This is a genomic window from Barnesiella sp. WM24, from assembly GCF_004570975.1.
Classification (GTDB): domain Bacteria; phylum Bacteroidota; class Bacteroidia; order Bacteroidales; family Muribaculaceae; genus Muribaculum.
The window spans coordinates 1-26,433 of sequence record NZ_SPPC01000014.1 but is presented as its reverse complement, the minus strand read 5'-3'; the positions used below and the strand labels follow the sequence as shown (position 1 = coordinate 26,433).

At 50.5% G+C, this 26,433-nt stretch carries 19 protein-coding genes and 1 pseudogene; 3 read left to right on the top strand and 17 right to left on the bottom strand.

From position 1 onward, the window contains the following. Positions 1 to 9 precede the first annotated feature (9 nt). The 12 genes from sufB to E4T81_RS13550 all read right to left on the bottom strand — a co-directional run bounded on the left by sufB (position 10) and on the right by E4T81_RS13550 (position 13,212). Complete coding sequence (gene sufB, locus E4T81_RS13605; RefSeq protein ID WP_135045519.1) at positions 10 to 1,485, bottom strand: Fe-S cluster assembly protein SufB; 1,476 nt, start codon at positions 1,483 to 1,485, stop codon at positions 10 to 12. 74 nt (positions 1,486 to 1,559) lie between these two features. Then, on the bottom strand, positions 1,560 to 2,078 hold the full coding sequence (locus E4T81_RS13600; protein WP_135045517.1) for a CvpA family protein: 519 nt from the start codon (positions 2,076 to 2,078) through the stop codon (positions 1,560 to 1,562). 106 nt (positions 2,079 to 2,184) lie between these two features. Beyond that, the gene (locus E4T81_RS13595) at positions 2,185 to 2,913 is read right to left on the bottom strand and encodes a biotin--[acetyl-CoA-carboxylase] ligase (RefSeq protein ID WP_167761933.1); all 729 of its coding nucleotides are present in this window, start codon (positions 2,911 to 2,913) and stop codon (positions 2,185 to 2,187) included. 5 nt (positions 2,914 to 2,918) lie between these two features. Next, positions 2,919 to 3,137, bottom strand: coding sequence for an immunity 17 family protein (locus E4T81_RS13590; protein ID WP_135045513.1), 219 nt, complete (start codon positions 3,135 to 3,137; stop codon positions 2,919 to 2,921). A gap of 2 nt (positions 3,138 to 3,139) precedes the next feature. Next, complete coding sequence (gene tsaE, locus E4T81_RS13585) at positions 3,140 to 3,577, bottom strand: tRNA (adenosine(37)-N6)-threonylcarbamoyltransferase complex ATPase subunit type 1 TsaE (protein ID WP_135045511.1); 438 nt, start codon at positions 3,575 to 3,577, stop codon at positions 3,140 to 3,142. 18 nt (positions 3,578 to 3,595) lie between these two features. Beyond that, positions 3,596 to 5,137, bottom strand: coding sequence for a bifunctional response regulator/alkaline phosphatase family protein (locus tag E4T81_RS13580; protein ID WP_135045509.1), 1,542 nt, complete (start codon positions 5,135 to 5,137; stop codon positions 3,596 to 3,598). A gap of 11 nt (positions 5,138 to 5,148) precedes the next feature. Then, positions 5,149 to 8,334 (bottom strand): tetratricopeptide repeat protein, encoded by a 3,186-nt coding sequence (locus E4T81_RS13575; RefSeq protein ID WP_209308207.1) that lies wholly within the window; start codon positions 8,332 to 8,334, stop codon positions 5,149 to 5,151. A 47-nt stretch (positions 8,335 to 8,381) separates the two neighbouring features. Next, a complete protein-coding gene (locus tag E4T81_RS13570; RefSeq protein ID WP_135045507.1) occupies positions 8,382 to 9,197 on the bottom strand; it encodes a metal ABC transporter permease in 816 nt (271 codons plus the stop codon). 20 nt (positions 9,198 to 9,217) lie between these two features. Further along, on the bottom strand, positions 9,218 to 9,652 hold the full coding sequence (locus E4T81_RS13565; RefSeq protein WP_135045505.1) for a phospholipase: 435 nt from the start codon (positions 9,650 to 9,652) through the stop codon (positions 9,218 to 9,220). Positions 9,653 to 9,655: 3 nt separating this feature from the next. Beyond that, complete coding sequence (locus E4T81_RS13560) at positions 9,656 to 10,912, bottom strand: 3-phosphoshikimate 1-carboxyvinyltransferase (protein WP_135045503.1); 1,257 nt, start codon at positions 10,910 to 10,912, stop codon at positions 9,656 to 9,658. A gap of 27 nt (positions 10,913 to 10,939) precedes the next feature. Next, the gene (locus E4T81_RS13555; RefSeq protein ID WP_135045497.1) at positions 10,940 to 11,671 is read right to left on the bottom strand and encodes a glycoside hydrolase family 25 protein; all 732 of its coding nucleotides are present in this window, start codon (positions 11,669 to 11,671) and stop codon (positions 10,940 to 10,942) included. Between the two features lie 68 nt (positions 11,672 to 11,739). Continuing rightward, positions 11,740 to 13,212 (bottom strand): nicotinate phosphoribosyltransferase, encoded by a 1,473-nt coding sequence (locus tag E4T81_RS13550; RefSeq protein ID WP_209308206.1) that lies wholly within the window; start codon positions 13,210 to 13,212, stop codon positions 11,740 to 11,742. A gap of 85 nt (positions 13,213 to 13,297) precedes the next feature. Between E4T81_RS13550 and E4T81_RS13545 the strand changes: the two genes are divergently transcribed. Beyond that, positions 13,298 to 13,852 (top strand): AraC family transcriptional regulator, encoded by a 555-nt coding sequence (locus E4T81_RS13545; RefSeq protein WP_167761931.1) that lies wholly within the window; start codon positions 13,298 to 13,300, stop codon positions 13,850 to 13,852. Between the two features lie 1,350 nt (positions 13,853 to 15,202). Here the strand turns inward: E4T81_RS13545 and E4T81_RS13540 are convergent. Next, entirely contained in the window at positions 15,203 to 19,201 is a 3,999-nt protein-coding gene (locus tag E4T81_RS13540; RefSeq protein WP_135045492.1) for an Ig-like domain-containing protein, read from the bottom strand. A gap of 1,012 nt (positions 19,202 to 20,213) precedes the next feature. Here E4T81_RS13540 and E4T81_RS13535 point away from each other — a divergent pair. Beyond that, positions 20,214 to 21,458, top strand: a complete 1,245-nt coding sequence (locus tag E4T81_RS13535) for an SO_0444 family Cu/Zn efflux transporter (protein WP_135045489.1) — start codon at positions 20,214 to 20,216, stop codon at positions 21,456 to 21,458. A gap of 100 nt (positions 21,459 to 21,558) precedes the next feature. On the opposite strand, the gene E4T81_RS13530 is transcribed toward E4T81_RS13535, so the two are convergent. Together E4T81_RS13530 and E4T81_RS13525 are read right to left on the bottom strand one after the other, a co-directional pair. Then, positions 21,559 to 22,242, bottom strand: coding sequence for a TonB-dependent receptor plug domain-containing protein (locus E4T81_RS13530; protein ID WP_135045487.1), 684 nt, complete (start codon positions 22,240 to 22,242; stop codon positions 21,559 to 21,561). Positions 22,243 to 22,290: 48 nt separating this feature from the next. Beyond that, positions 22,291 to 23,523, bottom strand: a complete 1,233-nt coding sequence (locus E4T81_RS13525; protein WP_135045485.1) for a site-specific integrase — start codon at positions 23,521 to 23,523, stop codon at positions 22,291 to 22,293. Between the two features lie 140 nt (positions 23,524 to 23,663). Here E4T81_RS13525 and E4T81_RS13520 point away from each other — a divergent pair, with 140 nt between their 5' ends. After that, complete coding sequence (locus E4T81_RS13520) at positions 23,664 to 24,587, top strand: ORF6N domain-containing protein (protein ID WP_135045483.1); 924 nt, start codon at positions 23,664 to 23,666, stop codon at positions 24,585 to 24,587. Positions 24,588 to 24,868: 281 nt separating this feature from the next. Here E4T81_RS13520 and E4T81_RS13515 read toward each other — a convergent pair whose 3' ends face one another. After that, the gene (locus tag E4T81_RS13515) at positions 24,869 to 26,242 is read right to left on the bottom strand and encodes a site-specific integrase (RefSeq protein WP_135045468.1); all 1,374 of its coding nucleotides are present in this window, start codon (positions 26,240 to 26,242) and stop codon (positions 24,869 to 24,871) included. Positions 26,243 to 26,328: 86 nt separating this feature from the next. Further along, a pseudogene (locus tag E4T81_RS15950) lies at positions 26,329 to 26,433 on the bottom strand (IS982 family transposase); the annotation flags it as partial.

Below are 26,433 nucleotides of genomic sequence, written 5' to 3'. Positions count from 1 at the left end.
CCTCCCGCATTAGCCTACCGACCCTTCGAGGGTCACTTGGAGCAGGCGCTGTGCCTCGACAGCAAATTCCATCGGCAGCTTGTTCATCACCTCTTTGGCATAGCCGTTGACGATAAGCCCGATTGCCTCCTCTGTGGGTATGCCTCGCTGGTTGCAGTAAAACACCTGGTCTTCGCTGATTTTGGACGTGGTCGCCTCATGCTCCACGACTGCAGTGTCATTGAGCACGTCGATATAGGGAAATGTGTGGGCGCCACAGGTTGAACTGAGAAGAAGGCTGTCACATTGGGTGTAGTTGCGGCATCCGTCGGCGTTGGGCAATACCTTTACGAGCCCTCTGTAAGAGTTCTGGCTATGTCCCGCCGAGATTCCTTTGCTCACGATAGTGGAGCGGGTGTTGCGACCTGCATGTATCATCTTGGTGCCTGTGTCGGCTTGCTGGTAATTGCGGGTCACGGCGACTGAATAAAACTCGCCTACCGACCCTTCGCCCTGCAGGATGCAGCTCGGATATTTCCATGTAATCGCCGAGCCGGTCTCAACCTGGGTCCATGACAGTTTGGAGTAATCGCCACGGCAAAGACCGCGCTTGGTGACAAAGTTATATACACCTCCGTTGCCGTCTTTGTCGCCGGCATACCAGTTCTGGACTGTCGAATATTTCACTTCGGCACGGTCTTCAACCACGATTTCCACGATTGCAGCGTGAAGCTGGTTTTCGTCGCGCATAGGAGCGGTGCATCCTTCAAGATAACTTACGTAGGCATCATCATCGGCTACGATAAGTGTACGTTCAAACTGACCTGTTCCGGCTGCGTTTATACGGAAATAGGTCGACAGTTCCATCGGACACCTCACTCCCTTGGGGATATAGACAAATGAGCCGTCGGAAAATACCGCCGAGTTAAGCGCCGCAAAGAAGTTGTCGCGGTAGCTTACCACGCTGCCGAGATAGCGTTTCACCAGATCGGGATAGTCCTTTACCGCCTCGGAAAAGGAGCAGAATATCACTCCAAGTTCGGCAAGTTTCTCCTTATGTGTGGTCTTTACCGACACAGAGTCCATCACGGCGTCTACAGCCATTCCTGAAAGAGCCTTTTGCTCCTGCAGCGGTATTCCGAGTTTGTTAAACGTGTCAAGCAGCTCGGGATCAACCTCGTCAAGGCTTTTCGGGCCCTCTTTCTTTCGCGGTGCGGCGTAATAGCTTATCGCCTGGTAGTCGATCGGGGGGACGTCGAGATGTGCCCACTCCGGCATTTTCAGTGTAAGCCAGTGGCGGTAGGCTTCGAGTCGGAACTCAAGCAGCCATTCCGGCTCGTTTTTTTTCTTTGAGATAAGCCTTACTACATCTTCGTTCAGCCCTTTCGGGATGACATCGGTGTCGATGTCGGTGACAAATCCATACTTGTAATCGTCACCGGTGACATTTTTTATGATGTCATCATTATTGCCCGGCTTGTTTATATTTTGGTTATCTTCACTCATTTTTCAGTATTTGATATATTGGGGAAATATATATGTTAAGTGATAACAATCACTATTGTAGAATGTTGTGGCTGTTAAGTAATATTATTGATCATCTCGCCTACCGGCTCGGCGATGATTCCGAATAATCGGGGGGCGAGCTGCATCACCATGACAAACAGCTTGCCTGAGGCGAGCGACGATGAGTGGAAAATAATGCAGTGAGGCGCTATCATGTAAAACAGATTGAGAAACACGCTCGTGAGTATCATCCACTTGAATACACTGAACACTCCGCCGAGCAGATGGTCGAGCCAGCCTGCCATCAGGGTGTCGGTGATTCTTCTGAGTAGTGAGGCAAATGCGCCTACGCCGAAATATACCACCAGATATACGGTGATTCCTCCGGCAATGTTTGCCAATGTCTCGTTGCTGAAAGTGTCGGGCATCCACGACATGTAAAGACTGCCGGCATCATCAGAAAAGAAGCGGCAGGCTATTATGCCGAGCAAAACACCGCCAATGGAGGCTATCTGGGCGATTATTCCCTTGTAGAGACCGAGCACCAGAGAGGCACCGATGACTATCAGTAATATTATGTCAATTGTCGTCACTTGTCAGTAGCTTTTTTATCGTTGCAAAATTACAAATTTTTTGCCATATTTTCAATAGGTTCTGTCGCTTGCGGCAACTGCTGTCGTGCCATGCTGAGGAAGCCGGCTATAATATCGCCTGCACCTCCTTGAAGGCGTAGAGGCGGTGGTTGCAAAATGTGTCAAGCAGCGACAGGTGTCCCGTAGAGACGACTCCGGTTATCACGGCGTGAAATTCCTCGCCTGTCGACATGTCGCGGTAGGTTCCGCCAAGGCGGCGCCACAACGAGTCCATGTAATCGGCGTGGCGTGCCGCTACAGGTTGCGACAGACGGAGGTAGATGGCGTCGACCACTTCGTGAAGCAGCCGGTCAAGAGGCAGATGCTTGCCGGTGAGCATGACGGTTGACACGGGGTTGGGCGCGTCGCTTTTAAATTCCTGCTGATTCACGTTGATTCCTATCCCTGCGATGGAATGTCCGATTGTGTTGCCCGAAAGACTGTTTTCTATCAGTATGCCGCATATTTTTCTGTCACCGGCATAGATGTCGTTGGGCCACTTGACTGTCACTTCCTGTGAAGGCAGATGGTTCATAAGGGCGTCGCGGATGCCGAGGGCTACAGCCTCAGAGATGTAAAACTGGTCATGGGCGGCTATCGCCTCGGGTTTTATGAGCAGTGAAAATGTAAGGTTCTTTCCCGGCTCCGCCTCCCAGCTGTTGCCGCGCTGTCCACGTCCCGCTGTCTGCGAGTCGGTGACCAGCACGGTTCCGTCAGGCGACTCGCGGGCGATTTCGGCAAGTGAGCTGTTGGTCGACCGACATTCTTTGAGCCTTATGATATTGTAAGATTCCATAAGAGTTATACAGTCGTGAAAAGATAGCAGCCCATGCCTATGATGGCAATCCCGAGCATGAAGTACAGGCAACGGGCGTGGCTGCGCTTCATGCGTGAAGTGAGCACCCTTACATTCATGTTGGTGAAAAACCATTCCCATCCGGCTATTGCCGCAACGATCGAGAAGGCTCCGCAGGCAATGAATATAAAGGCGAGTATATAGGTTGCCGTGACCGGGCTCATGATTATTCCGGCTTGGTGACAGTCAGTTCGCGTGACCCGTCGGGAAGTTCCTTTATGTCGACGCGCACGGTGTCGTCGGGGAGTATGTCGGCTATTCGTTCAGGCCACTCGATAAAGCATAGCGCTCCTGAATCGAAGTAATCCTCTACACCTATGTCAAAGGCTTCTTCAAGGGTCTCAAGCCGGTAGAGGTCAAAGTGATAGATGAGTTCAGCCGTAGTGTCGGAGCGATATTCGTTGATTATGGCAAATGAGGGGCTGCTTGTAGGGTCGTCCTCTACTCCGAGAGCGCGCGAAAGCGCGGAGATGAACGTGGTCTTGCCGACACCCATGTCTCCGTAGAATGCAAACACGGTGTAGTCGCCCATTATGTCGATAAATTCACCGGCAGCCTTTTCAAGGTCGGCTGTAGAGGGGATTAGAATCTTTGTGGTTGCCATGTCGTTTTTTTGATGTTTTTATTTAGCAGTTAATGTAATTAGCGGTATTATCATCTCTTCAAGAGAGATGCCTCCATGCTGGAAAGTGCCGGAGTAATACTGGACGTAGTAGTTATAATTATTGGGATAAGCGAAGAAGTCATGTCCTGACGCGAAAATGTAGGTTGACGAGATGTTGGGCGCCGGGAGTCCATAGCGTTCCGGATGCTTTATCTCATAGACCTGGCGTGGATTGTAGCTCAGATTTTTGCCTACCTTATAACGTAGATTTGTGTTGGTGTTGCGGTCGCCGATTACTTTTATCGGGTTGTTGACCTGGATTGTGCCGTGGTCGGTGGTGAGTACAATCTTGTAGCCCTTTTCCGCTATTTTGCGAAATAGTTCAAGCGCCGACGAGTGGCGGAACCACGATTCGGTCAGTGAACGGTAGGCGGCATTGTTGGCGGCGAGCTCGCGTATCATCTTTGATTCGGTGCGGGCATGTGATAGCATGTCGATAAAGTTGATCACCAGTACATTAAGATCGTTGCTCTCCAGATTGGAAAACTCGCGTATCAGTTTCTCTCCTGTCACCGAATCGTTGATTTTGTTATAGGAAAACTTCACTTTGCGGCGAAAGCGTTCAAACTGTGTGGCTATCAGCGGCGATTCGTTAAGGTTCTTGCCTTCTTCCTCGTCTTCGTCAACCCATAGGTCGGGAAACATCTTGGATATGTCAAGCGGCATAAGCCCGGAGAAGATGGCGTTGCGGGCATACTGGGTGGCGGTGGGGAGAATTGATGTATATAGTTCCTCTTGGAACGTGAAGATGTCGGAGAGTAACGGTTTTACCGACCTCCACTGGTCAAGCCTGAAATTGTCGATTACAATGAAAAATACCTTTTCACCATTGTCAAGCAGGGGGAAAACACGCTTTTTGAATATCTCCTGGCTCATGAGCGGATGTTCGCCTCCTGTTACCCAGCTTTCATAATTTTTGCGCACAAACTTGTTGAAAGCGGAGTTGGCTTCATCTTTCTGCATGCGCAGAAGCTCTTCCATGCCTGAGTCGGCGGCAGCGAGCTCAAGCTCCCAGAACACGAGTTTCCCGTAAAGGTCATACCAGTCTTCGATTGTGCGGCAATCATTTATAAGCGACGATATGTTGTTGAACTCCTGACGGTAGTCGGTTGCCGCCTGTTCGCTCACAAGGCGTTCGGAGTGAAGATTTTTTTTGATAGATAGAAGTATCTGGCTCGGATTGACGGGCTTGATAAGATAATCGGCAATCTTGTTTCCGATAGCCTGGTTCATGATGTTTTCTTCTTCACTCTTTGTAATCATTATGATCGGAGTGAGGGGGGCTATCTGCTTTATCCGGGCAAGCGTCTCCAGTCCTGTGAGTCCGGGCATGTTCTCGTCAAGGATGATGAGGTCAAAGCGGTCGGTCTCTACGAGATCGAGGGCGTCTCTTCCGCTGTTGGCGGTGGTTACGTCATATCCTTTGTTTTTTAAAAACAGTATGTGGGGCTTCAGCAAGTCAATCTCGTCATCAGCCCATAATATATTGTACCGGTTCATAACTGGGTCGTTTAGTCTAATAAATCGTCATCGCCCTCTGAGCCGGAAGGATATTCCGGATAAGTCACAGCCGGCTTGGGTGCGGGCCGTGGTGCCGGTTGTGGTTCCGTGATGATTGTCGCCGGGGTTGTTGCCTGAGGCTCTGTCGTCGCCGGGGTTGTGACAGGCTCTTCAGCCGGCATCGGGTCAATGACCGTCGCCGGGGTTGCCGCCTCGGTTTCAGCAGGCAATGAGTCGGGTTGATTATCAACCGGGACGTCCTCAGCCGCGTCTTCGGTCAATGTCGCAGCTTCCTGATTGTCGACATCTTCCACGGGGGCGATGTCGGCATCGGGCTCCTGACTCTCCACCGGCTCCTCAGTCTCTTCGGTCTCTTCGGGGCGGTCGCCAGCGATGGCCTCAAAGTACATGTCATCGGTCTCGACATCGCCGGGAGCCGTGACTACCGGCGCCTCTGCCGCCTGCTCGTCGACATAGCGGAAATAATCCTCAAATGTGCTTCCGTGTTGCAGTAGGGTTTCAAAGTTCTTTTCGCTTATCATCACCGGTCTTACCTGTGGGGGCAACACAAGCTCTGCATCGCTGTCCATGACTTTACGGTAATGATTAAGCTCCTCAAAGTTAGCAAATCCTTTTACAAGAAGCAAGCCGAGGCGCCCGAAATTCATAGGCTCAAGGTCGAAGTCTTTTACTATGAATGACCCGAAGTTGTGGCGTGCGATGTCAAAGAGCAGTTGGTTGCCTGACACTTCGTCGGTAGGATATACGAGCACAAGCAGCTGCGGGTCGGCGGGATTGAGGTCAAACACGATTGAGTCGGTGTCAAGCGAGGTGGAGTCGTTTCCAAGTCGCAGGTCCCATATCATTCCTCTCATGTTGGTGGCGCCGCTATTGAGCTTTTTCCCCTGCGCGAGCCCGCGAAGGTAGGATGAGGCTATCAGTGTTATGTCGGTCTCGGGATAACGCTCCAAAAGCTCTTTCAAGGTGGAGCGGAAACTTTCCTGATTGTTTTCCGAGACATAGCTGAGAGCGTCGATAAACATGAATTTGGGCATTATCTTGCTCAACGGATACTTTTTCATCATCTCGCGGTAGGCGGCGTGTACTTCGCTGTTGCGGTTGTCAAGATATGCTTCATAGGCACGTTCATACATGCGCTCCTGGGCGGCTTCCATGTCGCGCAGCTTGTCAAGATAGTCGGGGTCACGCATTGCCTGCCCGTATTTTGAATCAGGGAAGTGCTCAAGCATCAGGGCCCTGTAATGTTCGGCAAGCTTCCTGTTGCCGGAACGCATGTACATGAGATACATGTTGTAGTACACGTCCATGCGGTAGATATTGTCGGGATAACGCTTCAGCAGGTCGTTCCATTCATCTGACGCGTCGCCATAGGCTTCCAGCTGGTCCTTGAGTATGAGTCCCATGTTATACATGCCCTCTTGTATCACATCGTTTGCCGTAAGCTTCTCTTCGGGCGTGGACGGAATCTGGCGCAGGTAATACTCCGGGTAATGTGGGTCATTCTGCTTTTCTGTCTGTTCTCCCTGCTTGTTTTCTTCAGCCGCGCCTTCTTCATTATCATTTTCCTCGTCGTCAGAGCCGTCGTTTTCAAAGTCGCTGAAGCTGAATGATGCCTTGTTGCGGCGTCGCCAGTCATCTTCAAGCTTTCGTGAGCCCCAGCGCTTCTGGAACTCGGTCTTGCCGGCGTTGCGGGTGGCAGTATTGTAGAAGTACCATGAGTCATCGTTGTTCATGGTGAATGTCGTCGGAGCCGACGCGGCGTTTCCCGAGTTTTGCACGTTGTTGGCTCCCTGCTGAGAGGCAAGGTATTCCTCGCGTCTAAGCTTCTCGGCTTCTTCAGCCTCCTTCTTCTTCAGCTCGTCTATGATTTTATTGACTACGGCAAGCTGCTGCTCTTCGGGCATTTCCGAGAGTCGCAGCAGGGAGTCGTTGAGGGTGACATTCTGAGAGTACAGGGCAAGCTGGTCAAGCACGTCGCTGCGCTTGCGGAGTGAGTCGATGCCGGGATAGCTTTCGGGAAGCAGCGGGACAGCCTCGGCATAGCACGGCTGTGCGAGGTCATAGCGGTGACGGTCAAAGTAAAGCGAGCCGAGTTGCAGCTGGCTTATCGCCTTGTCGATGCCGTTGCGCGTTGATTTCTCGGCGGCGAGTTTATAGTTGTCGATGGCTTTCACCGTGTCGCCGCGTGAGAGGTAAAGATTTCCTATGGCATAGTATATCTGGTCGAGATATGGCTGGTTGCGGTCATAGCGGGTCATGCGCCGCAGTGCCTTTACTTCCGGTTCCACGTTGCTTCCTGAATATACCTCGCTCTGTTTTATGCGTGCGTTGAGTTGCGCGCGATATGACACCTGCGAGCTTGCCGACTTCTTATATGCCTCGTAAGCGGCGTTTTTGTTGCCTGCGCGCGACTGGAGCTGTCCGAGCAGAAAATACAACCTTGATTTCTGTATGCCGGAAGAGTGGCGTATCGTGTTTTCGACATAGGGTATCGCCTTCAAGGGGTCATGGGATTGCAGATGCATCATTGCCGTCACCATGTTGTACAGTCCTCTCAGGTCACCGTTGACAAGCGCCTTTTCCGGAATTTTTGTGATTATGTTTTCTGCCTCGTAGTCCCAGCCCATGGCAAGATAGGAACGCGCCTGCCATAGTTTAGCCTCCGTGACGGTGTTTGGCAGCCAGGTGAAATGCTTGACGATATAATAAAATGTGGAGGCGGCGCCAAGGAAGTCGCCGTTGTTATACTGTGCCCTTCCCATCTGCATCCATGAGTTGTGGATAAACGGGTTGTATTCATCGCGCTTCATCCATGCCTTATACTCCGGGTCCGATGATTTTCCGGGCTTTTTTGCCGGCTTCTTTTTTATTGATCTCAGCTGGATTGCCTTTTGGGCTTTTTCGATAGAGCGGGTGAAGTCGCCCGACGGCTGTGGCGCGTCAGGGTCTTTGCGGGCGTCGACGGGGTGAATGAACAGCAGTCGTGAATAGTCGTCCTCATATCCCCGCTCAAGCGATTTCATCGTTTCTTTATAATGCTCATCACCATTGTAGTAGATGTTGTAGCGGGTGATAAATGCCTGATAATTGCGGGACATGGCTGTGTTTTTCCGCGGGCTGCACGACACAGCGACCACCGAAAATACAAGCAGGATTATCAGTGCTGACTTTTTCACGTTTTTTTATAATGCCTTACGATTACAATAACGTCGTGCAGGCTCGATTATTGCGCAAGTTTCCTGCTAATTATGTCGTTGATGACTCTCGCTAAAGCATACACCGTGATCTGGAGCAGTACGATAATTGCCGAACAGGGCACATCCACCACCGTGGCAAGGAATAGCCCGGCTATCGAACAGGCGAGTGACACAGCCATAGCCACAATCATTATCGACATGAATCTTTTTCGCCATACCTCGGCGATGAGCACAGGCACTGTAAGCATGGAAAGAAGCAGCATTATGCCTATGAGGCGTATGGTAAGCACTACGCTGACCGCGACAAACACGGTCATCACGTAATTGATGGTCTTGACGGGGAGTCCTGCGACCTTGGCGAAGTCCCGGTCAAAGGCGCAGGCGACTATCGTCCGGCGGAAAGTAAGGAAAAAGGCGATAAGCAGGATTGTGAACAGGGCAAACAGCCATAGGTCGGATGACGTGATTGTGAGTATGTTGCCGAAGAGGAAGGAGTTGAGCTCCGGCACATATCCAGGCGTCAGAAAGACAAAGAGGATGCCGACAGCCATGCCGAGCGACCAGATTACGGCAATTGCCGAGTCTTCCCTTACGCGATAGCGCCCGGCTATCCACTCTACACCGAGTGACGAGACTACGGCAAATGCCGCTGCCATGGCGACCGGGCTGACTCCGAGGTAATAGCCGAGTCCGAGCCCGCCGAAACAGGCATGGGTGACGCCGCCGGTGATTGAGACCATGCGGCGGCTTATGATATATGTGCCGATTATGGCGGCTGCTATGCTGACGATGATTATGCCGGCAAGCGCGTTGCGGAAAAAGGCGTATTGAAGATATTCCATCTCTTGCTGCTTGGGGGTTATCAGGCGGTTGTGTTGACATGAGGCTCGCGTCTTGCCTCAGCTACTATCATCAGGAGCTCTTCCTTTACCGGAGTCGGAAGCTCGATGCCGCGGAGCTGGATGCTTCTGCCCCAGCCGGCTATGTCTTCAGGCAGCAGTGTCAGCAATATGTCGCGAAACTGCTCGATTTCATCGTCGGTGTAGTCGTCGGCGTTACGTCCTTTGTATGCGTCGAGTTCCTCGTCGTCGTAATACTCGATTTTGTCGCTTACCGAAGCCAGCAGCGAGTCGCGCTCACAGGTGATGTGCATTCCGCAACATTCTTCCTCCGGTTCGTTATAGGCAGGCTCGGTTATGCCCTGCGACTCAGCTTTCCTGCGCGAGTGGCGGTCATGGAGATAGAGTATTATGCCTGCAGCGACAAGCGCGCCAATGATTATCAGACTTACCTCCATCGGCTATTCCTCCACTTTTGACGGGGTGATTTCTTCAAGGGTGAAGCCTGTCTTGCGCATGTCGTTCCAGAATTCAGGATAAGACTTGCTCACGACTTCCACGTCGCGTATTACGATTCCGGGCAGGAAGAGTGCTACCGGGGCAAATGCCATTGCCATGCGGTGGTCGTCGTATGTGTCGATCGCCAACGGCACGTCGGCGTTGACCGGGGCGCGGGCGCCTTCCCATTCAAGGGTGCTGTCATCGGGCTGTCCGATGATGAACGATAGTTTGCGCAATTCATTGCACAGGGCGGCAATGCGGTCGGTCTCCTTGATTTTGAGGGTCGACAGTCCGGTTATGCGGAATGGAAGGTTCAGCACGCAGCAGGTTACTATGATTGTCTGCGCGAGGTCAGGACAGTCGGTGAGGTCGGCGACAAGCCGGGGGGTAATGTCGGGCGACGCGTTCAGTTCAAGCGCCGATTCATTGTCCCATTGCGCTTCGATGCCGAAGTTGTTGAACAGTGACATTATGCGGCTGTCGCCTTGAAGAGAGCGTGACTCCAGTCCGAGTAGTTTTATGTCGCCGAAAGAGAAGGCTGCTGTCTCAAACCAGTAAGACGCCGCCGACCAGTCGGCTTCTACGGTGAAATCCGTGGCGCGATAGCTTTGCGGAGCGATAGTGATGGTGTTGCTCGCAAATTCGCTTTCCACGCCCCATTGCTCCATTAGCCCGAGGGTCATGAGTATGTAGGGACGCGATACAATATCGCCTGTGAGATTTATGGTCAGTCCTTTTTCCATACGTGGCGCCGCCATGAGCAGGGCCGAGATGTATTGGGAGCTTGTCGAGCCGTCGACTGTTATGGTTCCGCCGGTGAGTTTTTTGCCTGTTATGCGGAGCGGGGGATAATTCTCCTCCCGGGCGTAGCTTATGTCGGCGCCGCAGTCGCGGAGAGCGTTTACGAGCACTCCTATCGGGCGCTGTCTCATGCGCTCGCTTCCGTCAAGTGTTACCGTACGTCCTTCCTGCATGGCGAAAAAGGCTGTGAGGAAGCGCATTGCAGTCCCTGCCGCGCCTATGTTGATTTCATCACTGTCGCTGTCAAGTGCGCGGCTCATGGCGTCGGTGTCGTCACATTTCGCCACTTCCGCTATCGTGCCGGCATTGCCTGAGAGCGCGTTGATCATCAGTGCCCTGTTGCTGATGCTTTTGGATAGCGGCAGTTTTATGATAGCGTCTACAATTTCTTCGGGGGGAAATATCTGATAGTCCATAACTTTTCGTTTATTAGTGTCGATTGCCTAAAATGTTGATGATTTCAGCCAGGCAAGCCACTCTTCATGGCTGCCGTTGAATGTGTTCATGTCTACTTCTGAATTGCATGCCTCGGTCCATCCCTGATGGCTGTATTGCCATAGCGACCACCGGTCGTTGCCGTCGTCGAGAGGCGGGTCGGTGAACGAGCAGATCCATAGCGGATATTCGTCAAACCGTCCCTTCAGGAATCGCTCGTAGCCATCCTTGTTTGTATAAAACATGACATTGTGACCGTTGCGGTGGAGACATTCTATCATGGCTCTGAGCCGCTTTACGATCTCTTCGGTGGGGATGCCTGAGGGGTTGCTCCATTCTTCCAGGTCTATTACTGCCGGGAGGTCAAGGGTCTTGCCTCGCAGTGAGTTGAGGAAGTTGATCGCCTGCATCTCGCCGTCGGTGTCAAATCGGAAGAAGTGGTAGGCGCCGACAGCCTTGATCTCTGACTTGCGCGCCTGAAGATAGTTGGAGTGAAAGCGCGGGTCCTTGAAGCTTGTCCCTTCTGTGGCTTTCAGCATGATAAAGTCGATGGAGTCGGCGGCGATACGCGAGAAGTCAATCTCTCCGTTGTGGGACGACAGGTCCATGCCGCGTACCGGAAACATCTTTTCATCGACGACTACCGACTTGACCGGTCTCCGTAAGTTGACATAGACAAAGCATGCGGCGATTATTCCCGCCACAAACACTATTGCCGCAATCCATGTCTTTATTTTCATCACGGCAAAGGTAGTGAGAATTAATGAAAATCGCTAAGAATCTGTTTAAATAGTGCAGGTTGACCGCGTTATTGCCGCCGGTTCATGTTCTCGGTTTTTTCGAGGAGGTCGACTTTCATGTCGTAGTAGGAGCGCGACATAAGCAGCGGATGGCTGTCGGGATTGTAGAAACGCTGCTCCTCGCTTCTTACCTCGGTCGACAGCTGGCGGTTGACGTAGTCGCGTATGTCTGACAGCGAGGTCTTGGGGTAAAGACGCTTGCCATGTTCCATGACCTTGACCTGGAGCGGCTTGAGATGACATCCGTCGAGGTTTACATGTTGCCAGGGCTTGTCGGGCGACACGCAGTCGAGTGTCGCGAGGTCGGGCATAGTGTCGCTGTGGTGGGTGATCAGCTCGCCTACGCTTGCCCCTTCGCTGTTGTAGATGCGGTATACGCTTTTCAGTCCGGGGTTGGTGATTTTTGTCACGTTGTCCGATATTTTTATTTTCGGCTCCCACTGTCCGTTGCGTTCAAGTGCCGTCAGCTTGTAGACTCCGCCAAATGTAGAGTCGCTCTTTGCCGTAATCAGTCGTTCTCCGACACCGAATATGTCGATACATCCGCCTTGTGACAGAATCGAGCCGATAGTGCCCTCGTCAAGGCTGTTTGAGGCCACGATAAGGCAGTCGGTCATCCCGGCGTCATCGAGCATTTTGCGTGCTTTCTTTGATAGTGACGCTATGTCGCCCGAGTCGATACGTATGCCGTGCAGCCGCTCTCCGCGTGGTTGCAGCACTTCGTGGAATACCCGGATGGCGTTTGGCACTCCCGACTCCAGGGTGTTGTAGGTGTCTACCAGAAATATTGACCTGCTGCCGTAGATTTCGGCATAAGCGCGGAATGCCTCGTATTCCGACTCGAAAGCCATGATCCAGCTGTGGGCCATTGTGCCTGTCACGGGGATGTCAAACATCTCGCCGGCTATGACTGTGGCTGTACGGCTTACTCCGCCTATGTAGGCGGCTCTTGCCCCGTATATTGCCGCGTCGGCGTTATGGGCGCGCCGAGCTCCCATGTCGGCTACCTCTTTGCCGCGAGCAGCCCTTACGATGCGGTTTGCCTTGGTGGCTATTAGCGACTGGTGATTGAGCTGCGACAGCATTGCTGTCTCGATTACCTGCGACTCTATGAGTGGGGCGATGACGGTGACAAGCGGCTCGTCGGGATAGGCGATTGTGCCTTCGGGAAATGCGTAGATGTCGCCGGTAAACCTGAAGTCGCGGAGAAAGTCGAGATACTCTTCTGAAAATAGATGGAGTCCGCGCAGGTAATCAATGTCTTCCTGCGTGAAATGAAAACACTCGATAAATTCAAGCACCTGTTCAAGCCCGGCGAAAATAGTGAATCCTCCGTTGTCGGGGTTTCTCCGGTAAAACATGTCATATACGCTCTTTTCCTTGCCTTTTCCGAGAAGGAAAAATCCATTGGTCATTGTCAGTTCATACAGATCCATGAGCATGGATATATTGCGTTGTCCACAGAGTGAGTTGGCTTTCATTTCAATAGGTTTTAATAGTCTATTGTTTAACAATGAAGGTGCCCCGGTTTGTTCAGACAGGAAAATTTTGTTAGTTTTGCAGCTGATGGAGATTGCGGTAAAAAATATGGTGTGTGACCGGTGTGTGTCGGTGGTGACAGGCATCATGCGCTCGTTGGGCTATCCTGAAGCTGTAGTTACGATGGGGCGCGTGACTCTTGACCGTGACTTGTCGGGAGAGGAGCTTGACCGCATCGACCGTTGTCTTGTCGCCGAGGGTTTTCAGTTGTTGCGTGACCGCGGGGCATCCTTGGTCGAAAAGGTGAAGGCGGCTGTGTTGCGTCTTGCCCGCTCGCGCGACGATGACAGGAAAGTGAAGCTGTCGGTCTACCTCTCCGATAAGCTTGGTGTGGACTACCGGACACTGGGGCGACTGTTTGCCGAGCATGAAAACCGCACCATAGAGCGCTATTATATAGCTCAGAAGATTGAATATGTCAAGGAACTGCTTGATTATGGAGAGATGACAGTGTCGGAAATTGCCTGTATGACCGGCTACAGCAGTGTGGCGCATCTTTCTCGTCAGTTCCGTGAAGAAACCGGCATGACGCCTACCGCCTATCGTGAAACCGGCAAGCGCATCCCCCTTGACAAAGTATAACCCCACGAATTGTACATCAACGAAATACACAGGGATTACATCAACAAAAATGCACCACGGTTTACATCGCCCCTACATTGCATATTGTAAATCAATAAAATACGGCGCGGATCACATCAACAAAAATACACCACGGGTTACATCGCGTAGCTGTAGGGGCGACTGGGAGGTCGCCAGCCACATCCGCATGGCGCACCCACGTGCACATTCCGGGGTTGCTGTCACCGCGGGCGAGCTTCCACTCGCCCCTACATTGCATGTTGTACATCAACGGAATACGCAGGGATTACATCAACAGAAAATGCACCACCGGTTACACCGCGTAGCTGTAGGGGCGACTGGGAGGTCGCCCGCCCATCCGCATGGCGCACTCACGCGCATATTCCGGGATCACTGTCACCGGGGGCGAGCTTCCACTCGCCCCTACATTTCATGTTGTAAATCAATAAAACACACAAGGATTACATCAACAGAAAATGCACCACCGGTTACACCGCGTAGCTGTAGGGGCGACTGGAAGGTCGCCCGCCCATCCGCATGGCGCACCCACGCACATTCCGGGGTCGCTGTCACCGCGGGCGAGCTTCCACTCGCCCCTACATTGCATGTTGTACATCAACGAATACGCAGGGGTTACATCAACAAAAATACACCACGGGTTACATCGCGTAGCTGTAGGGGCGACCGGGAGGTCGCCCGCCACACATGCAATGCGGACACGCAATATATCCCCGACAGGGGATAATCCATGTTTAGCCGTGGGTTGAGCGCAGCGATACCCACGGTAACCGCACCCCAAAATATCGTTTCCGCAGGAATCGTCAATCCACGTAACATGATGATTCCTTACGGAAACCACACGCGTGGTACATATTTCTCCGTGGGTATCACTTCGTTCAACCCACGGCTACAAGAAAGATCATCCCCAAGGGGATGCAACCCATACCGCATCAATCCCACGCGCTTATTCCGTGGTTGCTGTCACCGCGGGCGAGCTTCCACTCGCTCCTACATTGCATGTTGTACATCAATAAAATACGGCACGGATTACATCAACAGGAAATGCACCACGTGTTACATTGCGCGTTGTAAATCAACGAAATACACAGGGATTACATCAACAAAATACACCACGGGTTACATTGCGCGTTGTAAATCAACGAAATACACAGGGATTACATCAACAAAAACACACCACGGTTTACATCGCGTAGCTGTAGGGGCGACTGGGAGGTCGCCCGCCACACATGCAACGCGGACTCGCAATATATCCCTGTGACCCATAATATGCACAAGGGCTGCACCGGTTTCCCGGCACAGCCCTTGTGGTTGCATGTGTTAATCGTAATTTTAATTGATTACAATCTTCTGTGTCGTGTTGTCCACGACCACGATGTAGAGTCCGCGAACAAGGTAATACGATCCACGGTTTTCGCCGGTGTAGATTACTGCGCCATCCTGGCGTACGATTGTCACCTTTGCGCTTGGGCGTGACGTCTCGACGGTCAGTTCGGTGCCGTTGACGGTGATGTTGATATCATCGTTTTCTACATATACTATTCCGGTCACGATACCTTCGACGGTGACATTACAGCTTGCCGAAACCTCGCCGCAGGTTGCGGTGATTACAGCCTCGCCTTCGGCTATCGCGGTCACATTTCCATCTTCGTCCACCTTGACGATGGTGTCATCGGATGAGGTCCAGGTGACGGTCTTGTCAGTCACATCTTCGGGGAGGACTGTTGCGGTCAGCTTGTCGGTCGCACCGATAGTCAGCACGAGTTCTGTGCGGTCGAGGGCGATGCTCTCGGCAAGTATCGGGTTTACGGTCACCTTGCAGGTTGCAGACTGCTCGCCGCACGCTGCCGTGATTATAGCCTCACCGAGTGCGAGTGCCTGGATGTTGCCCTCAGCATCGACCTTGACGATGGTGTCATCAGATGAAGTCCAGGTCACGGTTTTGTCGGTGACATCCTCAGGGAGGACGGTTGCAGTCAGCTTGTCGGTCGCACCGATAGTCAGCACAAGTTCTGTGCGGTCAAGGGCGATGCTCTCTGCAAGTATCGGGTTTACGGTCACCTTGCAGGTTGCTGACTTTTCACCGCAAGCAGCGGTGATGGTCGCTTCACCGAGCGCGAGCGCCTGGATGTTGCCCTCTTCATCAACCTTGACGATGGTGTCATCGGAAGAGGTCCAGGTGACGGTTTTGTCGGTGACATCCTCGGGGAGGACGGTTGCAGTCAGTTTGTCGGTCGCACCGATTGTAAGCACGAGCTCTGTGCGGTCAAGGGCGATGCTCTCTGCGAGAATCGGGTTTACGGTCACCTTGCAGGTTGCCGACTGCTCGCCGCATGTTGCGGTGATGATAGCCTCACCGAGCGCGAGCGCCTGGACGTTGCCCTCTTCGTCAACCTTGACGATAGTGTCATCAGATGATGCCCAGGTGACGGTCTTGTCAGTGACATCCTCGGGGAGGACGGTTGCAGTCAGCTTGTCGGTCGCACCGATTGTAAGCACGAGTTCTGTGCGGTCAAGGGCTATGCTCCCGGCAAGTATCGGGTTTACGGTCACCTTGCAGGTTGCCGACTGCTCGCCGCATGTAGCGGTTATGATAGCCTCACCAAGCGCGAGTGCCTGAATGTTGCCCTCTTCGTCCACCTTGACGATAGTATCATCTGAAGAAGTCCAGGTGACGGTCTTGTCGGTGACATCCTCGGGGAGGACGGTTGCAGTCAGCTTGTCGGTCGCACCGATTGTAAGCACGAGTTCTGTGCGGTCAAGGGCGATGCTTTCTGCGAGTATCGGGTTTACGGTCACCTTGCAGGTCGCTGATTGCTCGCCGCATGTTGCGGTGATGATAGCCTCACCGAGCGCGAGTGCCTGAATGTTGCCCTCTTCGTCAACCTTGACGATAGTGTCATCAGATGATGCCCAGGTGACGATTTTGTCGGTGACATCCTCGGGGAGGACGGTTGCAGTCAGCTTGTCGGTCGCACCGATAGTCAGCACGAGTTCTGTGCGGTCAAGTGCGATGCTTTCTGCGAGTATCGGATTGACTGTCACTTTGCAGGTTGCCGACTGCTCGCCGCAAGCTGCTGTGATGGTAGCTTCACCAAGTGCAAGCGCCTGGATGTTGCCCTCTTCGTCGACCTTGACAATAGTGTCATCGGAAGAAGTCCAGGTTACGGTCTTGTCGGTCACATCCTCGGGGAGGACGGTTGCAGTCAGTTTGTCGGTCGCACCGATTGTAAGCACGAGCTCTGTACGGTCAAGTGCGATGCTCTCTGCAAGTATCGGGTTTACGGTCACCTTGCAGGTTGCAGACTGCTCGCCGCATGATGCGGTGATTACAGCTTCACCGAGCGCGAGCGCCTGAATGTTGCCCTCAGCGTCAACAGTTACGATGGTGTCATCAGATGAAGTCCAGGTGACGGTCTTGTCGGTGACATCCTCGGGAAGGACGGTTGCAGTCAGCTTGTCGGTTGCGCCGATGGTGAGCACGAGTTCTGTGCGGTCAAGGGCGATGCTCTCGGCAAGTATCGGGTTGACTGTCACCTTGCAGGTTGCCGACTTCTCGCCGCATGTAGCGGTTATTGTAGCTTCACCTTCAGCCATAGCTGTCACATTGCCCTCTTCGTCTACTTTCACGATAGTGTCATCTGATGAAGTCCATGTGACAGTGTTATAGGTGACATCATCAGGAAGAACCGTTGCCGTGAGTTTTTCAGTGGCACCTACAAAAATAGAAATATCGGTCTTGTCGAGAGTGATACTTTCAGCAAGTATAGGTTTGCCCGTAACAGTAATTATTCCGACAGGACCGTCGTCAAAGAATGTGGTGGCACGGATTTCCACATCCGGCATGTCAGGAGTCATAGGAATCTCATAGGTAATAAGACCATTGTGATCAACCGAAACCACATCCGGATTGCTTGACTCCCAATAAATATTATCAACAGTTACATCCTCGGGAAGAAGAGTGCAACTAAGCTGTACGCTCTTGTCGCCTTGCCGATAAATGACCTTCTGCTGAGAGGGAATCACTTCGGTAGGATATATTATGGACTTAATAGTATTGAACTGATTCCAATAGTTCTTGGAACTATAAACATTGCGTACTGATTCATCAACATAAAGCGTAGCGTAATTATATTGAGATGTTGAAAACGAAACAGATGATATTATCGGTGGAGTCTTTGCCGTTACGATTATATTTTTAAGTACAGAACAACCTCCAAACGCATTTTCTCCAATTGAAGTCACGGAGTTAGGTATGGTTACAGCAGTTAATCCACTGCAGTAGGAGAATGTGCTGTTACCGATAGAAGTCACGGAGTTAGGTATGGTTACAGCAGTTAATCCACTGCAGTAGGAGAATGTGCTGTTACCGATAGAAGTCACGGAGTTAGGTATGGTTACAGTAGTTAATCCACTGCAAAAACTGAATGCTCCTAATTCAATTGACGTAACTGATTCGGGAATATCAATAGAAGTCAAACTGATACAGTTAAAAAATGCTTCTTTTCCTATTGATGTAACCGATTCCGGAAATTCAAATGACTCCAGACTCTTGCAGCTATCAAAGGTCCACATTGGGATAGAGTTTATTGAATCCGGAAGTTTTACTCCCTTTAATCCGGTGCATTGAATAAAAAGTCCCCAACCTATTTCAGTCACCGAATTAGGAATTTCAATATACTCCAACTTTGGACAAGCACTAAAAGCCGCATGCTCTATTACTGATACCGAATTCGGAATCTTAAAGTCTGTAAGGTTTTCACATGCATAGAATACATTATTCCCTATTTTGGTTATTGAATTAGGAATCTCTACAGAGGTAAGGCTCGCACAACTTGCAAAAGTAGCAAATTCCAAAGTCTCCAATGAGTTAGGTATATGTATCGATTTAAGAGATCTACATTCATTAAAGGCGGTATTACCTATGTAGGTTATTTCATCCGTAAGATTTATTGAAGTAAGATTGCCGCACCCATTGAATGCCCATTCTCCAATATAGGTTACAGTAGATGGAAGTTCAACAGTTGTTAAATCAGAAGAGTCAGTAAATCCACCATTGCCGATTCTGGTAACGGTGTATTCCTCTCCTCCGTTTATGACTATTGAGGGAATTACCAAATTGTTGGGAGGATAGTTCCCCGGTTTAGTATAACTATCACCATATAAACCACCATTATATTCTGCTACTCCAGCTTTTGTCTGGCATGTCTTTGCTTCTTCATCGAGGACTGTATAAATCAATCCGTCGTAGGTAAATTCGTCGCCGACGGCAGCCGACAGATGCGGCAACGACACGAGGGTGATTAATAGGATTAGTAAAATTTTTTTCATTGCATTGTGATTGATAATGTTTTTAATTTCATAGAATATTGTTTAAAGCGGAATTGCGGTGTGGGTTCAGGTTATTCCAAAGGTAAAATAAGGGATGTAGCACTTCATAATATCACGGTGTGTGGTGTTTCTCATCCTCCATCGAAACGGTTGATAATAAGATACAAAAAAAAGGTGTGAGGATTGTATCTTGTTTTACCCGTAATTCAGGTCTTCGCATTACCTATCAGCATGGATAAAACAATAGCCCCACACCGATATTGCCATATAGTCTGCCGGTCAGGGCAGGGTATAAGCAACCGATGCAGGCGCTATTGCCAACCTTATCTTCTTGCTGATAATCAAAGTTGCGAAGTTTGAATTACGAAGATAAAATTTCAATAACACCTTTTTAGTAAAAAAGCTGATTCACAGCGCCAACTCTATGACGGAAATGTGAACCGATTGCAAAACTACTAAAAAAATGTTATAGTGGAGCTATAAAAGAGAGCAAATTTCAAAAAATGTTGCGGATTTTATGATTTTATTTTGATGATTCCTACGGAAACATGCCCCCGGGCACATTTTTCAACAAAATACACCGGGGTTACATCGCGTAAAAATGCACCGGGGTTGCACCGCGTAGCTGTAGGGGCGACCGGGAGGTCGCCCGCCCATCCGCATGGCGCACCCACGCACATTCCGGGGTTGCTGTCACCGCGGGCGAGCTTCCACTCGCCCCTACATTGCATGTTGTAAATTAGCAAAATACGCAGGGTTTACATCAACAGAAAATACACTACGGTTTACATCGCGTAGCTGTAGGGGCGACTGGGAGGTCGCCCGCCACATCCGCATGGTGCACCCCACGCCCATCCCAGGGTTGCTGTCACCGCGGGCGAGCTTCCACTCGCCCCTACATTGCATATTGTACATCAATAAAATACGGTGCGGATTGCATCGCCATGCAATGTGCAACATTTTTGCAAAATTGTGTAACGTGGCGGCGGAACGGATGATGTAATTTTGCGGCATGGAAATATTGAAGACTTTATTTTATATGCTTAACGAGATGTCGCCCTACATCTTGCTTGGCTTTTTTATCGCGGGACTGCTTCATGCGTTTGTCCCGGCAAGGGTCATGAGCCGTCATCTCGCCGGTACGGGCTGGCGCTCTGTGGTGAAGGCGGCGCTGATAGGGGTGCCGTTGCCACTATGTTCATGCGGAGTGTTGCCGACGGCTGTCGCCATGCGTAGGAATGGAGCCTCCAATGCTGCCTCGTCATCATTTCTTATCGCAACTCCGCAGACCGGTGTTGACAGCATAGCTGCGACATATTCGCTGCTTGGACCGGCTTTTGCGGTAGTGCGTCCGGTAGCCGCGCTTGTCACAGCCTTTGCCGGCGGATGTCTTGTCGGTAAGGCTGAGAAGGCGACAGCTGACACCGGGAGCTGCCGGCTTGATGCAAAGGATAGGGCTGACGAGGCTGAATTGCTGACATTTGCCGGAAAAATGAGGAGTGCGTTATATTATGGGTTTTTCCAGATGGTTCAGAGCATAGGGAAGTGGCTTGTGCTGGGGCTTGTGATAGCGGCTCTCATCACAGTGTGTGTGCCTGCCGAATTTTTTGTGTCGCTTGCCGACCGTCCGCTTCTCGCCATGCTTGCCGTGGTGGTGATAGCCGTGCCGATGTATGTGTGTGCCACAGGTTCCATCCCTATTGCGCTGTCGTTGATGCTGAAAGGGCTTTCGCCCGGCACGGCGTTGGTGCTGCTTATGGCGGGGCCGGCAGCTAACTTCGCTTCAGTGACCGTAATTTCACGCACGATGGGACGCAGGAGCGCCGTCGTCTATCTGGGGTCGATTGTCGCCGGTGCGATATGTTTCGGACTTGCCATAGATTACATGTTGCCGCGTGAATGGTTTGTCGCCCCGCTTACGGCGATGCATGGCGCCTGTCACGGAGCGGTGTCTCTGTCAGTGTTTGACACCGTTTGCTCGGTGATATTGGTCGTGCTTCTCGCGATAGCGTTTGCCTCACAGATATATAACCGTAAACATCAAAATATAAAAGACATGACAAAAGAGTATCATATCAAAGGAATGAGTTGTGCCCACTGCAAAGCTACAGTCGAGAAAAATCTTGCACGTATAGCCGGTGTGACGTCGGTGACGGTCGACCTGTCGTCGGGCGTGGCTTACGTGGAAGGCGAGCATGACCGTGACGCCGTGATTGAGAAAATAGGCGAAATAGGCTTTGACTTCGTAGAGGCTTAGCGCAAGGAAGGCCTGATGGCTTGAGGTGGCTGATATATAATTGCCCTGTCATAGAGCGGGCGCTTATATATCAGCCACTTCTGCTATATGCAGCCGTGGGTTACGGTCGGCCTCTTTTGGTGATTACGATTATCGCGCCGTTGGCACCCCGCGAGCCATAGATAGGGGCATCCTTCAGCACTTCCACGCGCTCGACATCATAGAGGTTTATTCCGTCGAGGGTGCTTACCGGCAAGTCGTCGACAATGTAGAGAGGCTCGTTTGACGAATTGATGCTGTGAATGCCGCGTATAGTCACACTCCTGTCATTGTTGCGCGGGCTTCCACCGATATTGAGTCCGGGCACAAGACCTCTCAGCGCGGTCAAAATATCGGACGCGCCTGTGGCACGTAGTCTTGCGCCTGTGATGCCCGAGCTTGCGTTGATTCGCTCCCGGCGTTTTACATAGCCATATCCCAGCTCCATTATCTCCGGCTCCTCGCTGACTTCCCTTACACCGGTGTCGATGACCGTTATCTTAATGGATTTTCTTCCGTCAACGGCAATGCGGTATAGCTCTTTCTTGATTCTCAGGCTGAGGGTGTCGGTAGGGTTTATGTCGCTCAATCCGAAACGCCCGAGCTTGTCGGATGTCGCGTAACACGCTTCGTCGCTGACCCAGACTCTTGCGTTTTTGACCGGGTTGCCAAACCCGTCGACAATAAGCCCGTTGAAGGGGTGGTCTTCTCCATAAACGGCTAAGGATGACAGCGCGAGAGTTAAAAAGCAGGCTATGTATTTCATGATAAACGATATTTTTTACAAATATAAGTATAAAAGCTTAAATTACCGTTATAAAGAAGCCAGTATCCGGGAGTTGGCACGGTCTACTACCGAGGTGTCGAGCGATGCGAGATATATCCGGGTGGTGGTTTCCGAGTCATGTCCCATGCCTTCGCTGATTACCCTTACGGGGATGCCCTTTGTCTTGGCTGCAGATGCCCAGCTATGGCGTGCGACATACATTGTGAGCCGTGTTTCGATCCCTGCCAGCCGGGCTATTATTTTCAGGTTGTGGTTGATGTTGTAGCATGTGTTGCGGTAGACGCTGCGCTCATTCTTACACGGTGACTTGATTATGGGGAGAAGATAGTCGCTTTTGTTGATGGGATATTTGTCAAGAATCATTTGCATCTCCTTGGTCCACTTGACGGTAAGTCTTTGTCCTGTTTTGCGTCGGCGGTATGTGAGATAGCTGTTGCTGAGGTCGGATTTTCTTAGAAACGCCATGTCGATAAAGCTCATCCCCCGGAGATAGAAGCTCAATAGAAACATGTCGCGGGCATAATCGAGTTTAGGCTCCGTCGTCAGGTCGAGCCCTTTGATGCGGCTTATCGCCTTTATGGGCAATGCTCTCTTTACGGTCTTGCCAATACCGGTGTAGACGTGACGGAACGGATAGCGGTTGTCGATGATGTCATTGTCCACGGCGCGGTTGTAGACCGCACGCAGGATGCGTGTGTAAAATGAAATCGAGTTTTGGGTGATGCCCCTGACGAGCAGCCATGACTCGTAGCTTTCCATCAGTTCGGGGGTGATGCTGTCGAGCATGACGTCATCCTTCCTGTCGCCTGCCTGTCGGGAGATATGGACAGTAAGAAATTTGGCGAAACTGTTGAGCGCCGCCTGATAGGTCTCGGCTGTGCGAATCTTTCCGCTCTCTTTCAGCCGGGCGATTATGCTCTTCGTGAAAGAGCTGATTGAGTATTGGCTGAGGTAATAGTTGTATTCATCGATGATGTCGTCGACAGAATAGGAAAAGCTGTCGCAGTCAAGCTTGCTCGCGATTCTTTTGAACCGTTCAATATCACGTAATATGCACTGACGTATTGCAAAGAGCCTTTCGCTGCGCTTGCCGTTTAAGACGAGGGTCACTATGGCGCGGTTGGAGTTCCACTCCTCGGGAAACACTTTGTAAGGAGTAAGCAGCTGACGCACTTTCCGGTTGAGAATTATCTGATAGTAGATCGAGCCTTCGCGACCGGCAACAGTCGACGGGCGGAATTTTGCTTTTATAGATACCATCGGTTTAGAGTTTTTTGCTCCAAGTTACGGCAATAGCCCTCATTCTTGAAAATCTAACGGAGGCTTTGCCGTGAATCGTGCTGTAAATCTCTGATTTACCGATTATTTTTATTAGCTTTGTAAACAGAATGTCAACCTCAATGAAAGAAAAGGAAAATAATATACTTGAACCTGTCAATGGCGGTGATAATTCTCTATTGCTGCCGATAGAGAGTCTGATTCATGTAATTCGCGGACAGCAAGTAATGCTGGACAGCGATTTGGCTCGGTTGTATGGCGTGGAAACACGTGTGTTGAATCAAGCGGTAAAACGCAATATTGAACGTTTTCCCGAAGATTTTATGTTTCAGCTCACTAAAGAAGAATGTTTAAAATCACAAATTGTGATCTTAAACACAGCCCGTGGTCAACATCTTAAATATATGCCATATGCTTTCACTGAAAATGGTGTCGCGATGCTAAGCAGCGTGCTCCGTTCAAAAACGGCTATTGAGGTAAATATCCGCATTATGAGGGCATTTACTTCGATGCGTAGTTTTCTGATGAATAATGCCCACGTCTTTCGGCGTCTGGAGGCAGTTGAACATCATCAATTGCTATTACAGAAGCACCTGTCGGAGCATGATAAAAAGATTGAAGAGGTGTTGACTCGCCTTGACAATAAGGACTCTGAGCCTATTGAAGGATTTTTCTTTGAGGGACAGATATTTGACGCCTACACCCTTATATCCGACTTAATCAGAAAAGCCACAACGAGAATAATTCTCATAGATAATTATGTGGATGACCGCATACTGAAAGTGTTGACAAAACGTAAGGAAGGCGTAGCGGCGACAATCTATACCGACCCGCGCCATTCTCAAATCAACAATGACCTTCGCCGACACAATGCCCAATATCCACCTATAGAAGTCAGGAACTGCACAAACGTGCACGACCGGTTCCTCATTATAGATAATACTGTGTATTTCATAGGAGGCTCAATAAAAGACCTTGGGAAGAAAATCGTCGCATTCAGTCAGATGCAGCAGAATCCGGATGACATTCTTTCAAGACTAAGATAATTTATAGGTCGCAATTTGTGACATCAATGATGTGCTGATTCTCTGAAATTACCATAATAATGGCGCAATGTAATGGCGTCATGTCTACAATCTGTCTACGTCAAAAACATCAAATCCCCGCAGCTCGATGAGCTACAGGGACTTGCGTTGTTTTGAGCGGAGAGGGAGGCTGTTAAACCTATTTTTTCAATTATTCCCAACCGTTACCAATTATTCTCATATTCTCATACTTAAGGGGTAACGGTTGTTTCATTGGTAAGACCTACTATCAAACATTAACGCTAATTTCGGGTACTTTTTTGGGTACCCGTTTTTTCTTCGTCGTCCGGGTTGGAACGATTGACATCAAAAGAATTAAAGCGTTCCATATTTTCAACCTTTGCGACATTGACTATTTTAATATAAGGCTTCATAGCCTTAAAGTCGCTGTGCCCTGTCCATTCCATAATAACAGGCGCGGGAATACCGAGCCGAAGGGCATTTACTATAAACGTCCGGCGTCCGGCGTGAGTGGTAAGAACGGAATACTTCGGCACTACTACCTCGGAACGCTTACTACCGACATAGGACACAATATTAACGGGTTCGTCTATTCCGGCGACTTCCGCCGCTTCGTGAAGGTTCTCGTTCATTTTGACGTTACTAATTACGGGTAACGCCTTATCATTGGGAAGCCCTACGCCGTCGTATTTGTCAAGAAGCGCAAGGGCATACTTATTTAATTCTATGTGTAGCCGCGCCGTCGTTTTCTTTGTAACTATTGACATATAAGGCGGCGTTTGTTCCCGGTGGATATCGGAACGCCGGAGTTTGGCAACGTCCGAATAACGAAGCCCGGTAAAACAGCAGAAGCAGAACACATCGCGCACCGCCGGAAGGGAAGGCTTATTAGCCGGAAATTCAAAGTTAAGGAAGTGTAGCAGTTCTTCCCATTCCAAATATATAACTTCTTTGCAGTCCAAACCCTTAAACCGGGGCCGATATTGAAGATGTGCCATGCCGGAATAATACCCGTTGGCAGCCGCCCAACGCAAGAACCAACGAAGGAAGCCTACGTTTTTGGCTACCGTAGTATTTAATTGCCCTACCGAGGTTTGAAGATAAGCGACAAAGCCAGCAAAGGAAGCCTTATCGAAATCTTCCAAAGTAAACCTGCTTTTCTTATTATAATTTATTAAGTGAGTTTTAAGGCTACTGAATTTCGTGTAGGTTGATTTAGTCCAATTATTAGTTATACCCATTTCCCCTGTGAATAAGTCGAAGACTTCAAAGAAGCCCAAAGGCTTTTGTTCCGGCTCTGCTTCTTTGGGTGTGGCACGACCCGCCGCCACGTCGAAGGCTTCCTTAAATTCAGTCACAGAAGGCGGCCGTTTGTTGTCAAGTTCAAACCGCGTTAAGACTTCTTCAACAAGTCCGCATAGCGATATAACGCCGCGATTGATAGCTCCGGCTGTTTCGCCGTGGCTGTTCTTATTGCCAAGTTTGACACAGCAATTAGCCGAATCCCATTTAGTAGGCGCAATAACATAGCCGGAGCGGATATCGCACCGAAGACCGGCCCACGATACCCGAAGCCTAATACCGACTTCTTCCGCTACTTCCTTCCCTTTGTTATTGGGTTTAATGTGAAGACCTACTTTAATTTTAAACTTCATACGGTAAGCATTTTTCCGCGCCCTGTTAATAGCCACTTTGCCGAAATCGGATAGTTTGCTATTAAACGTGAGTTCGATATAAGCAATCAGAACAAAGTTAGCTGGTTATCTGTCACAAACTCCAAAGAGATAGACGGTTTCTTTGGAAAAAAACAGTAAGCAGCGATAGCACTCAAGGCATTGGTGATGAA